Source organism: Pararhizobium sp. LjRoot238 (genome assembly GCF_964252955.1).
Lineage (GTDB): Bacteria > Pseudomonadota > Alphaproteobacteria > Rhizobiales > Rhizobiaceae > Pararhizobium.
In genome coordinates this window covers 3,854,390-3,867,709 of record NZ_CAXUPP020000001.1, presented here as the reverse complement: position 1 = coordinate 3,867,709, position 13,320 = coordinate 3,854,390, and the positions used below count along the sequence as shown (strand labels likewise).

12 protein-coding genes and 4 tRNA genes are annotated in these 13,320 nt (G+C 60.5%); 10 read left to right on the top strand and 6 right to left on the bottom strand.

Features of this window, described 5'->3' with window-relative positions; translation table 11 throughout:
- The first annotated feature begins 229 nt into the window (after nt 1-229).
- Together ACSQ3F_RS18965 and prfB are read left to right on the top strand one after the other, a co-directional pair.
- Nucleotides 230-2,683: a penicillin-binding protein 1A gene (locus ACSQ3F_RS18965; RefSeq protein ID WP_436101633.1), complete on the top strand. Its 2,454-nt coding sequence runs from the start codon at nt 230-232 to the stop codon at nt 2,681-2,683.
- A 105-nt stretch (nt 2,684-2,788) separates the two neighbouring features.
- Nucleotides 2,789-3,920 (top strand): peptide chain release factor 2 gene (gene prfB / locus ACSQ3F_RS18960; protein WP_436101632.1). Its coding sequence is split into 2 segments (ribosomal slippage): nt 2,789-2,857 and nt 2,859-3,920, totalling 1,131 coding nucleotides; the frame shifts between segments, so codons are not numbered across the junction.
- 76 nt (nt 3,921-3,996) lie between these two features.
- On the opposite strand, the gene ACSQ3F_RS18955 is transcribed toward prfB, so the two are convergent.
- From ACSQ3F_RS18955 to ACSQ3F_RS18940, 4 genes are all read right to left on the bottom strand, one after another.
- Nucleotides 3,997-4,536, bottom strand: a complete 540-nt coding sequence (locus ACSQ3F_RS18955; protein WP_436101631.1) for a hypothetical protein — start codon at nt 4,534-4,536, stop codon at nt 3,997-3,999.
- A gap of 152 nt (nt 4,537-4,688) precedes the next feature.
- Nucleotides 4,689-5,462 (bottom strand): NAD kinase, encoded by a 774-nt coding sequence (locus tag ACSQ3F_RS18950; protein ID WP_436101630.1) that lies wholly within the window; start codon nt 5,460-5,462, stop codon nt 4,689-4,691.
- A 149-nt stretch (nt 5,463-5,611) separates the two neighbouring features.
- Nucleotides 5,612-5,687, bottom strand: a tRNA-Thr gene (locus ACSQ3F_RS18945).
- 129 nt (nt 5,688-5,816) lie between these two features.
- On the bottom strand, nt 5,817-6,761 hold the full coding sequence (locus ACSQ3F_RS18940) for a LysR family transcriptional regulator (RefSeq protein ID WP_436101629.1): 945 nt from the start codon (nt 6,759-6,761) through the stop codon (nt 5,817-5,819).
- Nucleotides 6,762-6,904: 143 nt separating this feature from the next.
- Here ACSQ3F_RS18940 and ACSQ3F_RS18935 point away from each other — a divergent pair, with 143 nt between their 5' ends.
- The 3 genes from ACSQ3F_RS18935 (at nt 6,905) to ACSQ3F_RS18925 (ending at nt 8,321) form a co-directional block, all read left to right on the top strand.
- Nucleotides 6,905-7,531, top strand: coding sequence for an FMN-dependent NADH-azoreductase (locus ACSQ3F_RS18935; RefSeq protein ID WP_436101628.1), 627 nt, complete (start codon nt 6,905-6,907; stop codon nt 7,529-7,531).
- A gap of 218 nt (nt 7,532-7,749) precedes the next feature.
- Nucleotides 7,750-7,962 (top strand): alkylphosphonate utilization protein, encoded by a 213-nt coding sequence (locus ACSQ3F_RS18930; protein WP_436101627.1) that lies wholly within the window; start codon nt 7,750-7,752, stop codon nt 7,960-7,962.
- Between the two features lie 74 nt (nt 7,963-8,036).
- Entirely contained in the window at nt 8,037-8,321 is a 285-nt protein-coding gene (locus ACSQ3F_RS18925; protein WP_436101626.1) for a hypothetical protein, read from the top strand.
- Here ACSQ3F_RS18925 and ACSQ3F_RS18920 read toward each other — a convergent pair.
- Nucleotides 8,303-9,184: a TrmH family RNA methyltransferase gene (locus tag ACSQ3F_RS18920; protein WP_436101625.1), complete on the bottom strand. Its 882-nt coding sequence runs from the start codon at nt 9,182-9,184 to the stop codon at nt 8,303-8,305. The two genes, ACSQ3F_RS18925 and ACSQ3F_RS18920, sit on opposite strands and share 19 nt — an antisense overlap.
- 216 nt (nt 9,185-9,400) lie before the next feature.
- On the opposite strand from ACSQ3F_RS18920, the gene ACSQ3F_RS18915 reads away from it, so the two are divergent.
- The 3 genes from ACSQ3F_RS18915 to tuf all read left to right on the top strand — a co-directional run bounded on the left by ACSQ3F_RS18915 (nt 9,401) and on the right by tuf (nt 11,020).
- Nucleotides 9,401-9,485, top strand: a tRNA-Tyr gene (locus ACSQ3F_RS18915).
- Nucleotides 9,486-9,508: 23 nt separating this feature from the next.
- Nucleotides 9,509-9,582 (top strand) — tRNA-Gly (locus ACSQ3F_RS18910).
- Nucleotides 9,583-9,844: 262 nt separating this feature from the next.
- Complete coding sequence (tuf, locus tag ACSQ3F_RS18905; protein WP_436101613.1) at nt 9,845-11,020, top strand: elongation factor Tu; 1,176 nt, start codon at nt 9,845-9,847, stop codon at nt 11,018-11,020.
- A 101-nt stretch (nt 11,021-11,121) separates the two neighbouring features.
- On the opposite strand, the gene ACSQ3F_RS18900 is transcribed toward tuf, so the two are convergent.
- On the bottom strand, nt 11,122-11,922 hold the full coding sequence (locus tag ACSQ3F_RS18900) for a hypothetical protein (protein ID WP_436101624.1): 801 nt from the start codon (nt 11,920-11,922) through the stop codon (nt 11,122-11,124).
- A 179-nt stretch (nt 11,923-12,101) separates the two neighbouring features.
- Between ACSQ3F_RS18900 and ACSQ3F_RS18895 the strand changes: the two genes are divergently transcribed.
- Nucleotides 12,102-12,995 carry an NAD-dependent epimerase/dehydratase family protein gene (locus ACSQ3F_RS18895; protein ID WP_436101623.1) on the top strand — a complete coding sequence of 298 codons (894 nt, stop codon included), beginning with the start codon at nt 12,102-12,104 and terminating at the stop codon, nt 12,993-12,995.
- 152 nt (nt 12,996-13,147) lie between these two features.
- Nucleotides 13,148-13,223 (top strand) — tRNA-Trp (locus ACSQ3F_RS18890).
- The last annotated feature ends 97 nt before the right edge of the window (nt 13,224-13,320 follow it).

Sequence of the window (13,320 nt, the reverse complement as noted above, 5' to 3'; positions counted from 1 at the left end):
TTTGCTCACAATCCGGTCGCTATCCGGAAACCGGAATTTTGCGATTGGTAGTCTGGAAGAGGTGGCCGATCGTAGACGTGAAGGGCGGGGGCCGCGGGACACCCGGCATCGGCGTTCTTTGCGGTTTAATTCGTTCGGCGTGATTGCATTCGGACAAGGTGCGGGGTAGGCCCACCATGCTCGCGTGCTCCGCACAGTGAAACGACAACAGGGTACCGGTATCTGGCTGATGATCAGACTGATTGGATATTTCTTCGGCATTGGCGCATTTCTGGTGCTCGGCGTGGCCGCAGCTGCCGCCATCTATCTTGGCCACATCACCAAGGACCTTCCGGACTATGAGGTTCTCAACAGCTATGCGCCCGCGGTGACGACGCGCGTTCACGCCGGCAATGGCGCCTTGATGGCCGAATATGCCCGCGAGCGACGCCTTTATTTGCCGATCCAGGCCATCCCAGACCGCGTCAAGGCTGCCTTCATCTCAGCCGAAGACAAGAATTTCTATCAGCATCCGGGCGTTGACATCACCGGTCTCGCACGCGCAATCACCGTCAACCTGCAGAATTTCGGCTCCGGCCGTCGCCCGGTCGGCGCCTCGACGATCACCCAGCAGGTCGCCAAGAACTTCCTGCTTTCGGCCGACCAGACGATCGACCGTAAGGTCAAGGAAGCGATCCTGTCCTTCCGCATCGAGCAGGCCTACAGCAAGGACCGCATTCTCGAACTCTACCTCAACGAGATTTTCTTCGGCCTGAATTCCTACGGCATCGCCGGCGCAGCACTCACCTATTTCGACAAGTCGGTGACGGAACTGACCATTGCCGAGACGGCCTATCTGGCTGCGCTGCCGAAGGGCCCTTCCAACTATCACCCGTTCCGGCGCGAAAAGGCAGCGCTCGAGCGCCGCGACTGGGTCATCGACCGCATGGTCGAGAACGGCTACGTCACCAAGGCCGACGGCGAGGAAGCCAAGAAACAGCCGCTCGGCGTCAGCGTTCGGCGCGGCGGATCGCACCTGTTCGCCTCCGAGTATTTTGCCGAGGAAGTCCGCCGCCAGATCATCCAGCGCTACGGCGACAATGCGCTTTACGAAGGCGGCCTGTCCGTTCGCACATCGCTTGATCCCCGGTTGCAGGTTGAAGCGCGCAAGGCGCTGCAGAACGCGCTGGTCTCCTATGACGAGCGGCGCGGTTTCCATGGCGCGCTGAAGACGATCGAGATCGGCGGTGACTGGGGCGAACCGCTCGGCAAACTGGAAGCGCTTTCCGACGTGCCGGAGTGGAAGCTTGCCGTCGTGCTTTCCGTTGACGAAGAGGGTGCGGAAATCGGCATCCAGCCGGACAAGGACGGCGCGGGCAAGGTTGGCGCCGACCGCCTGACTGGGCACATTACCGCGAAGAACATGCAGTGGGCCTATCGCTCGTCGACCGGGGATCGCAACTCGGCCAAATCGCCGGAAGGCGTCGTCGGTCCGGGCGATGTCGTCTACGTCGAGGCGACGGACGTGGACGGCGAGTATCGCCTGCGCCAGCCCCCGAAAGTGCAGGGCGGCCTGGTCGCAATGGACCCGCAGACCGGCCGCGTTCTGGCCATGGCCGGTGGCTTCTCCTACGGGCAGTCGGAGTTCAACCGCGCGACGCAGGCGATGCGCCAGCCCGGATCGTCCTTCAAGCCCTTCGTCTACGCGGCTGCGCTCGACCAGGGTTATACGCCGGCATCCGTCATTCTCGATGCGCCGTTTGAACTCGTCACCGGCGGCCAGGTCTGGCGGCCCGAAAATTACGGCGGCGGTTCGGCCGGCCCATCGACGTTGCGCCTCGGCATCGAGAAATCGCGCAACCTGATGACCGTTCGCCTTGCAAACGACATGGGCATGAATGTGGTTGCCGAATATGCCGAGCGCTTCGGCATCTACGACAAGATGATGCCGGTACTGGCCATGTCGCTCGGTTCGGGCGAGACGACGGTGCTCCGGATGGTTTCGGCCTATGCCGTGCTCGCCAATGGCGGCAAGCAGATCAAGCCGTCGATGATCGACCGCATTCAGGACCGCTACGGCAAGACGATCTTCCGCCACGAGGAGCGCACCTGCGACAATTGCAATGCTGCCGACTGGGAGAACCAGGAAGAACCGGTTCTCACCGACAATCGCGAGCAGGTCCTTGATCCGATGACCGCCTACCAGATCACATCGATGATGGAAGGCGTGATCGCGCGCGGCACTGCGGCTGGCAAGATCAAGCTCGATCGCCCGGTGGCCGGCAAGACCGGCACGACCAATGACGAGAAGGATGCCTGGTTCGTCGGTTACACGCCGGACATGGTCGCCGGCCTCTATCTCGGTTTCGACAATCCGGCACCGCTCGGACGCGGTGCGACGGGCGGCGGTCTTGCAGCCCCCGTATTCAACGATTTCATGCAGGCGGCGATGCAGGGCACGCGCCCGGTCAAGTTCGTGCCGCCCGAGGGAATGAGCCTGATCCCCGTCAACCGCAAGACCGGCATGGCGGCGGCCGAGGGCGACCCGGACACCATCATCGAAGCCTTCAAGCCCGGTACTGGTCCGGCCGAGACCTTCTCGGTCATCGGTGGCGCCGATCAGTACATCCCGCCGGAAGAAATCCTGAAGGCATCGCCGCAGGCAAATGACGCCATCAACCGCGGCTCAAACGGACTGTTTTGACGCAGCCTGCCCTAATCCTCCATTACCGGCGCCCGCCATCTTTACATGAGCGGCGGGCGCCGTTATTCACGGCGCACCTTTCATTCGAGTACAAGAAGCAGGACAATGCGGACCGAAATCGAGAATATCGTCGACGAAATCAAGCAGGCCATAAGCCTGCTGAGGAGGCATCTTTGACTGGGACCAGGCGGTAAGACGGCTCGACTGGTTGAACAACAAGGCCGAGGATCCGAACCTGTGGAACGATGCGTCCGAAGCGCAGAAGCTGATGCGCGAACGCCAGCAACTCGATGACGGCATCAACAGCGTTCGCACTTTCGAACAGCAGATGCAGGACGCCATCGACCTCATCGAACTCGGCGAGGAAGAGGGCGATGCCGATATCGTCAAGGATGCGGAAGAGGCGCTGAAGGCACTTCGGGCCGAAGCGGCCCGGCGCCAGGTGGAAGCCATGCTCTCGGGCGAGGCGGACAGCAACGACACCTATCTTGAAGTGCATTCCGGCGCCGGCGGCACCGAGAGCCAGGACTGGGCGAATATCCTTCTGCGCATGTACACGCGTTGGGCCGAACGCCAAGGCTACAAGGTCGAACTCATGGAAGTCCATGACGGCGAAGAAGCAGGCATCAAGTCGGCGACGCTTCTCGTCAAGGGGCACAACGCCTATGGCTGGCTGAAGACGGAATCGGGTGTCCATCGTCTGGTGCGGATTTCGCCTTTCGACAGCAATGCCCGCCGCCATACCTCGTTCTCGTCTATCTGGGTCTATCCGGTGATCGACGATTCCATCCAGATCGACATCAACGAGAGCGATTGCCGCATCGACACCTACCGTTCGTCCGGCGCCGGGGGGCAGCACGTCAACACCACCGATTCGGCCGTGCGTATCACGCACATGCCGTCCGGCATCGTCGTGCAGTGCCAGCAGGAGCGCTCGCAGCACAAGAACAAGGCCAAGGCCTGGGACATGCTGCGCGCCCGTCTCTACGAATCGGAACTGAAGAAGCGCGAAGAGGCGGCCAACGCCGAAGCAGCATCGAAGAGCGACATCGGCTGGGGGCATCAGATCCGCTCCTACGTGCTGCAGCCCTACCAACTGGTCAAGGACCTGCGCACGGGAGTAGCGAGCACCGCGCCAGACGACGTGCTCGACGGTGATCTCAACGAGTTCATGGAAGCGGCCCTGGCCCACAGGGTCAATGGCGGCGCCGATGCCGTGGTCGACGATCTCGCCTGAGGCGAAAACGTGGTGACAAACAAAAAAGCCGGGCGCCTTGATCGTCCGGCTTTTTGCTTCTGATGGTGAATGCCGATCAGTTGGTTTCGCGCTCGACCTTGATGTCACCGATGTCGTCGATCAGCACGGTCCAGGTTTCCGGTTCCGTCGCGGCAGGATCGGTTTTCAGATAGACAGTGGCAAACAGTCCCGGCTGCCGGGCAACGCCATCCGATGTTTCCGGCCGGATGTCGGTCACATAGACTTTCATCGTGGAAAACTCTTCCAGTTCCGCAGAGGAAACGACCTTCGGCCCCGCGGCGCCAAGTGCGATCTGCTGCAGGAAGACGTGGGTGTTTCCTTCGGGCTGGCGGACGGCGACAAGCTTGTAATATCCGCGCTGCGCCGCCGCGGGCGACGAACTCGCTGCCGGCGCGTTTTCCGTCTTGGCGGCGTTCGGATCAAGCACGCTCAGCGGATCACCGCTCTCTTCCCAATATCCGGTGCTCGTCACGAAAATGATATTGTCGGGCATGAGAACGGTGTCGTCGGCTTGGACGGAAGACCCGGCGGCGAGGAGCAAGGCCAGACAACAGGCGGAACGCGTGGCTGCGCTGAAATTTCGAAGCTGGAGCATCGTCTTCGCCTTTGGAGCATGCGCGTGACAGCAGGAGGCTCGGGTGCCAGCATCCCTTGCGGGCCCGGAGGCACACTGAATTGTTGCACAACCTTCGGCCGGAATCGATTCCAATACAAGAGATTGCCGGAGGTGCGACGGCGACGTTCGTGCTAATTCGAGAATTGCTCGGCGAGGATGCGGTCCGACCAGGAGTAATCCGGATCCGATAGAATGTGCGCCGTGATGTTCTCCGATTCGGCGATGCGGACCTTGACGACCGATTTGACCTCGACATGATCAGCCACCGCGTTGACCGGGCGTTTATCCGGCTCGAGAATGGCGATATCGACCGTGACCTTGTTGGGCAAAAGCGCGCCGCGCCAGCGGCGAGGCCGGAAGGGGCTGACGGGGGTGAGCGCCAGCAGCGGCGCTTCGAGCGGCAGGATGGGGCCATGGGCGGAGAGGTTGTAGGCGGTGGACCCTGCCGGTGTGGACAAAAGCACGCCATCGCAGATCAACTCCTCGAGCCTGACACGGCCATCGACGACGACGCGCAGTTTGGCGGCCTGGTAGGACTGGCGAAAGAGATAGACCTCGTTGATGGCAAGCGCCCGGAAGCGCTTGCCATCGGTGTCGACGGTCTGCATTTCCAGCGGCCGGAACGTGTTCTCGACGGCCTCGGCGAGGCGCTCGTGCAGATTTTCAGTGCTGTAACGGTTCATCAGAAAGCCGATCGAGCCGCGATTCATGCCGTAGACCAGCTTGCCGGAATTCATCGTCCCGTGCAGCGTGTGCAGCATGAAACCATCGCCGCCGAGCGCGACGATCACATCCGCTTCGTTCGGATCATGCTGGCCGTAAAGAGCGATCAATTCCTCTGCAGCCCTCTGCGCTTCGATGGTGGCGGAGGCGGCGAAAGCGATGGTTTTGAACGTGCGAGCCATGAAATGCCTGTGGGTCTTATGAAATGGGTGCCGGCGGACGGAGAGCCCGAAGAAGTCCCGAGCGTTCGTTCTTCAACTGCCGGCAGGTATCCCCGCTGCCGATACCATCGGTATCATGCATAAAAGATCAACGTGTGAAAGGAAAAGAATGGTGCCCCCACCAGGACTCGAACCCGGGACCCCCTGATTACAAATCAGGTGCTCTACCAACTGAGCTATAAGGGCAGCATGTGCGGCAGGGAGTTAGCATATTCTGGTCGTGTGTAAAGGGAAAATGCACTTGGCAGCTCGCTTTTCCAGCTCTGCTATGCACCGTTGCAACCACAATATCCTCGTGTTTCCGGTGCGCCCATATTATTCGGCAGCGTCGAGCATCGCCGGGGCCGGATCGATCTCCTTGCAACGAGACATGGCGCCGGGCAGATTTTCGACAAGGAAATCGATGAGCGCGCGGACGCCGGGTAGTATGCCGTGGCGCGAGGTGAAGACCAGATGCACGATGGCGTCGTTGGAAGACCATTCCGGCAGCACGGGCAAGAGCACGCCGGTGCGGAAGGCGCGCGCGCAAAGATGATCCGGCAGAAGCGCAATGCCGACGCCCTCGATCGCTGCCCGTTCGAGAATGCCGAAATCGCTGCAGCCAATGATGGGCTGGTGCGCGATATCGCGCTTCGTGCCGTCCGTGTGGTTGAGCTGCCAGGTGTCGGAGCTGTGCTGTTCGTTCATCGAAAGCGTCGGCATCTTGCCGAGCGTGTCGATCGTCACATTGCCGATCCGAGCCATCAGTGCCGGGCTCGCCGTTAGGAACTGACGCGCCTGCCCGAACTTGCGCACGATCAGGTGATTGTCGGTATCGAGCTGATCGCGGGCCCGAAGCGCGATGTCGATGCGCTCCTCGACCAGGTCGATCCGCCGGTTGGTCGTGGTGACCAGCAACCGCACACCGGGGTAAAGCCGATGGAATGCGGGCAGGATATGGCCGACCATCGGCGTGAAGCCGATCGGGCAGGCGAGGCGGACGATGCCGGTCGGCTCGCTCTTGGCCGCCGCGACCACCGCTTCCGCCGCTTCGACGCCGGAGAGGATCGTCTCGCAGCGTTCATAGAAGGACTGACCGATCTCGGTCACCCGCAGCTTGCGCGTCGAGCGTTCGAGAAGGCGAACGTCGAGCTGCTGCTCCAGCCGCGCCACATGCTTGCTCAGCTTGGATTTCGGGATGTTGAGCACCCGCGCGGCGGCGGAAAACCCCTTGTGCTTCACCACGGCGGCAAACAGCGCGAGGTCGTTCAGGTCTTGCATTTCACACCTTCCGTTTCGCCCAATGTAGACAAGATTGTCTCTATCAGGAAACAGTCTGTCAAAAAAGGGCGGACTTCTCGGCTCATTGTTTTAAATTCATATGTGATGCACCCAAACGCCACCCAAGACACGAAGGTGCCAACATGAACATTCTCCATATCGACTCCGGTATCCTCGGAGATCATTCCGTATCCCGTCGCCTGACCGCGTCGATCGTCGCCCGCATCAAGGCCGAGCGTCCGGGCGACAGCGTCACCTACCGCGATCTCGCGGCTGATCCACTGGCGCATCTGAACGGTTCGCACCTGATGGCCGCCTCGGCCAATCCGGAAGGGCTCGATGCCACGCTCGTTTCCGAACTTGACGCCGGCCGCGCCTCGCTCAACGAATTCCTCGCTGCCGACGTCGTCGTCATCGGCGCACCGATGTACAATTTCGCCATTCCGAGCCAGCTGAAGACCTGGATCGACCGCATCCTCGTTGCCGGAACCACCTTCCGCTACACCGAAGCCGGTGTCGAAGGCCTGGCAAAGGGCAAGAAGGTGATCGTCGCCTCGACGCGGGGCGGCCACTATTCGGGCGCTTCTCCGATCAGCGCAATGGACCATCAGGAGACCTACCTGAGCACGGTGTTTGGCTTCATCGGCATCACCGATGTCGAGTTCGTCCGCGCCGAGGGCCTCGCCATCAGCCCGGATTCGAAGGAAGCAGCGATCACTGAGGCTGAAAAGGCGATCGCCGACCGCGGTCATTTCGATATCGCCGCCTGATCACCTGCGGGATCGTACGACTTTGAAAGCCGGGCACGACGCGTGTCCGGCTTTTATATCTGGCGGTAGCCCCAACAAACGGTTTTTCCCTTCATGGCTCGCGGACGGATGCACAATTACCTGCTGCCCTTTTTGAGGCTGACTGGACAGGCACCGTCCAAGGCGATAGAGCCCCGTTACAGGTTTCCGCCAACAGCATCATGAATTGGAATCGAAAAATGGACGTCAGGGACAGCAACGGTACGATCCTCGTCGAGGGCGACAACGTGACACTCATCAAGGATCTGAAGGTCAAGGGCACATCCGACACCCTGAAGCGCGGCACGATGATCAAGGGCATCCACTTGACCGACGATCCGGACGAGGTCGAGTGCCGCCACGCCAAGATCAAGGGTCTGGTGCTGCGCACCGAGTTTCTGAAGAAGGCCTGACCGACAGAGCCGAATGGCTTTCAACGGCATAGCGCGCCCTTGGAGGGCGGCCGATCTTGTAGTAAGCTTCGCCTATGAAAAGCGTACCGAGCCTTCTGGTAATTGCGCTTGTTTCGGCGTTTGCCGGAACGCTTCCCGGCGTGTCCCTTGCGTCATGCACATGCAGAAATACCGACGGCTCGAAACTCGAACTCGGCCAGACCGTCTGCATCCGGGTCGGCGACGTGGCCTATCTGGCGCGTTGCGAAATGGAACTCAACGTGACCACATGGCGCAAGCTTCGGGATGGCTGTCCCGAAGCCCGATTGTCGATCGGCACAACCTCACCCAATCGTGCTGGTCAGGCCTTGGTCAGGTAACTGCGCGCAGCATACATGGCGATTGCCGCTGCGTTCGAGACATTGAGCGACTTGATGGCACCGGGCATATCGAGCCGCGCGAGCGCGTTGACGGTCTGGCGGGTCTTCTGACGCAATCCCTTGCCTTCGGCGCCGAGAACAAGCGCAATTTTCTCACCGGATAGCGTCTGTTCGAGTGGGGCGGGGCCTTCCGAATCGAGACCGACCGAAACGAAGCCGAGCTTGTGCAGTTCTTCCAGCGCATCGGCCAGATTGGCGATCTGGATATAGGGGATCATTTCCAGCGCGCCGGAAGCCGACTTGGCCATGACGCCCGATTCCGTCGGGCTGTGCCGCATGGTGGTGATCAGCGCGCCGGCATTGAAGGCGACGGCGGAGCGCATGATGGCGCCGACATTGTGCGGGTCGGTGACCTGGTCGAGGACGAGGATCAGCGGGCTGTCCTTCAGCGCCGAAAGACGGCGGACGGGCAGGGGCGCGGTTTCCAGCATCGCGCCCTGATGGATGGCGTCGGGCCCGAGTAACTTGTCGAGATCCTGCGGCGTGACGATCTCCACCGGAAAGCCGAGCGATTCGACCGGACCGGTTTCGAGCCGGACAAGCGCGTTCTGCGTCACCGACAGCTTGGTGATCTTGCGTTCAGGATTGTCGAGCGCGGCGCGCACGGTGTGGATGCCATAGAGCAGGACCTGGTCGGGTGCCAGCTGCGGTGCCTTCCAGTCGGCATTTGATGTTTTCTTGCGGCGATCCTGGACGGGCGTCGGAATCTCGCCCCGCTCGCGGCGGGCGTCGCGATGGGCGCGGCGGAGAGTGGCGTAATGGGTGTCTTTGGCGCTCTTGTCGCCCGGAATATCTTTGCTCATGCCTGCCTTATACTGGTGATAGGGGGCACGGGGAACCGTTTTTCGCGAAATCGATGGCCCGCAATCTTTATGGCGAATTTCGCAACTTTTTCTGACCGATCGTGTTGACAGGATGAAACGGGACGGTCATATACCCGGCGCAGATCGAAGGGGCGCCTTGCTCCGGCAGAGTGCTTCGATCTGAAATGCCTGGTCGCTTGATCCCGACAGAATAATGGAGGGATGCCCGAGTGGTTAAAGGGGACGGACTGTAAATCCGTTGGCTCAGCCTACGTTGGTTCAAATCCAACTCCCTCCACCATTCTGTCAGACGGATCATGACCCGCGGGTATAGCTCAATGGTAGAGCAGCAGCCTTCCAAGCTGAATACGCGGGTTCGATTCCCGCTACCCGCTCCAGCAAACAGCCAAACAATCCCGCCGTCTGAAGTTTTTCTTTAGCAATCGCGCACAAGTCGTTGATTTACGGTAACTTCCGCCCCTGGCGCCGATGGCGTTGGAAACGCGTTCAGCAATCCCCATATAGGCATCATCAAAAGGCCAAGGTCTTGGAAGGGCGCAAAATAATTAAGTCTTGCGCAATTCTTCCGAAACCCTTAAACGCCTCCCCAAACCGGCGCCGCCGGACGATCCATTCTCATTGATCACAGGAAACGTACCCATGGCAAAGAGCAAATTTGAGCGCAACAAGCCGCACGTTAACATTGGCACGATCGGCCACGTTGACCATGGCAAGACGTCGCTGACGGCAGCGATCACGAAGTATTTCGGCGAGTACAAGGCGTATGACCAGATCGACGCCGCCCCGGAAGAAAAGGCGCGCGGCATCACCATTTCGACGGCGCACGTCGAATATGAGACGGCTGCCCGTCACTATGCCCACGTCGACTGCCCCGGCCACGCCGACTACGTCAAGAACATGATCACCGGTGCTGCCCAGATGGACGGCGCGATCCTGGTTTGCTCGGCTGCCGACGGCCCGATGCCGCAGACCCGCGAGCATATCCTGCTTGCCCGTCAGGTCGGCGTTCCGGCGATCGTCGTGTTTTTGAACAAGGTCGACCAGGTCGACGACGCCGAACTGCTCGAGCTCGTCGAGCTGGAAGTGCGCGAACTGCTGTCGTCCTACGACTTCCCGGGCGACGACATCCCGATCATCAAGGGTTCGGCATTGGCCGCTCTTGAAGATTCCGACAAGAAGATCGGCGAAGATTCGATCCGCGAACTGATGGCCGCCGTTGACGCCTACATCCCGACGCCGGAGCGTCCGATCAACCTGCCGTTCCTGCTGCCGATCGAAGACGTGTTCTCGATCTCGGGCCGTGGTACGGTCGTCACCGGCCGCGTCGAGCGCGGCATCGTCAAGGTTGGTGAAGAAGTCGAGATCGTCGGCATCCGTCCGACCACCAAGACGACGGTGACCGGCGTTGAAATGTTCCGCAAGCTGCTCGACCAGGGCCAGGCCGGCGACAACATCGGCGCGCTGATCCGCGGCGTCACCCGTGACGGCGTCGAGCGTGGCCAGATCCTGTGCAAGCCGGGTTCGGTCAAGCCGCACAAGAAGTTCATGGCTGAAGCCTACATCCTGACGAAGGAAGAAGGCGGCCGTCATACGCCGTTCTTCACCAACTACCGTCCGCAGTTCTACTTCCGCACGACCGACGTGACCGGCATCGTGTCGCTGCCGGAAGGCACGGAAATGGTCATGCCGGGCGACAACGTCACCGTTGCCGTCGAGCTGATCGTGCCGATCGCGATGGAAGAAAAGCTGCGCTTCGCAATTCGTGAAGGCGGTCGCACCGTCGGCGCCGGCATCGTCGCAAGCATCGTCGAGTAATCGCTTTAGATTACCGGAATTCTGGAAGGGCCTCGCTGGAAACAGTGGGGCCTTTTTGCGTTATCGTCTTGCCGACGTTTGGGGCACCTGCATTGCGGGTTTCAATGCCCAAACCTCTTGAAGCGCTTGAAGAAGCCGCGGATGCGGCGCTCGAGCTTCGTCTTCGACCAGAGCTTGGCGACCTGCCGTTCCATGCCGGTGAAGCGGTTGGCAAGCACATTGTTGGCGACGAGCGCGATCGTCGCTTCGCTGAATTCGGGAAACCGGCTGTGGATGCGGGCGAAGGAACCGGCCGGTTCGCTAAGTTTTTCCTCGAAACGCCGGATGCGACCCTTCTTGACGAAGAGCTGCAGCATGATCTGCTCAAACGTCCAGTCATGTTCCGTGTACATGCTGAACTGCAGGCCTGCCACGCCCGTAAAGCCACAAAGGCAGACATTGGCATGCGGCACCTTCTCGGCAAGCCAGACGGCAATGGCAAAACCCGTGGTCGGCATCCGTTCCACCGGGTAGAGTGGGCCGAACGTGTGGTCGAAATCGAGCGTATGCGGCACCAGATCGCTTTTGCGCGGCGACGTCACTCCCGCCCCCCCATCTGCAACCCCGCGATCGGCGATCACGCCAATTTCAGCCCTCAGGCTACGCGTAAAAAGACTGTAGGCCTTGTCGAAATGCTTCTGCGACTTCAGGAAGCGCGTGCCGCCGGCGACGAGGCGATGACAGAGTACGGCGTCCTTGTCGAAAGGGCGGGAGAGGACTTTGGCGCACCCCGTGAAGAAGACGTAGAGTGTTTTCTCCGGCAAAGTGCTCGTGATTGCGTCGATATCGACGCTTTCGCTGTTGGCGACCAACGCCACCATTTCATAGCCTGAGAGAAGCGCTTCGAAATCTTCGGCTTGCATCGACATGTTCTTGTGGCCGTCCGGACTGTTATACCTTGTGCATTACGACATAGATGACCCCGGGCCTTCCGTCATCCCTTGCCGCGCAGAAATACCATTGCGGCTCCGGAACGGACAGGGCATATCGGTTTTGGCGAGGAAAGCCGCCCGTTTCGGTGGCCAGCAAGCGGAGGATTCCCATGAGCAAGCGGATTCTGTTCACCGGTGGTGCGGGCAAGGCGGGGCGGCATGCCGTGCCATATCTGGTCGAGGCCGGCTATCAGGTTCACAATGTCGATCTTGTGCCGCTCGATAGCCCCGGCGTCACCAACCTCATCGCCGATATCACCGATAGCGGCCAGATGTTCAACGCCATGTCGATGCACCGGGACTTTCCGGATCTGGAGCACGGGCAGGGGCCGCAGCCGTTCGATGCCGTTGTTCATTTCGCAGCCGTGCCGCGCATCCTGATCAAGCCGGACAACGAGACCTTCCGCATCAACACGATGGGCACCTACAATGTCATCGAGGCGGCGGTAAAGCTCGGCATCCGCAAGATCATCGTTGCGTCCAGTGAAACCACCTACGGCGTCTGCTTTGCCGAAGGCCACCGCGACTTCCATCAGTTTCCGCTGGAGGAGGACTACGACGTCAATCCGATGGACAGCTACGGCCTGTCGAAGGTGATCAACGAGAAGACGGCGCGCGCCTTTGCCGAGCGCTCCGGCTTCGACATCTATGCGTTGCGCATCGGCAATGTGATCGAGCCGCATGAATACGAGCGGTTCCCGGCCTATTTCGCCAATCCGGAAATCCGCAAGCGCATCGCCTGGAGCTATATCGACGCGCGTGACCTCGGCCAGATCGTCAAGCTCTGCATCGAGAAGGACGGTATGGGCTTCCAGGTCTTCAACGCGGTGAACGACACGGTCTCGGCCGATACTCCGTCGCGCGAGCTGGCGGCCCGCTATTTCCCCAACGTACCGTTCACGCGGGAGATCGGCGAATTCGAGGGGCTGCTGTCGAATCGGAAGATTCGCGAGGTGCTCGGGTTCAAGGAAGAGCATGACTGGCGCAAATATGTCGGCAAGTGAGCGAAGCTCATTTGCAAGGTAAAAAAGAAAGCCGGATATCGCCGGATTCTTTCTCTTTTTCCCGTAAAGACGCTTGTCATCGCCGGGCAAACTGAATAATAAGCCGCAGACTTACCGCGGCGCACAGCCTTCTGGCATCAGCGCTGCGGTCTAGGGGTATAGCTCAGTTGGTAGAGCGGCGGTCTCCAAAACCGCAGGTCGCAGGTTCGAGCCCTGCTGCCCCTGCCATTCGGACCAGCGCAACATATGCAGCGGCGGCATGGCAGCACATACAGGAAGAGGGCTTGCCTTTTTCCGGCTAATTTCGCAAAAAGACCGTTGACCT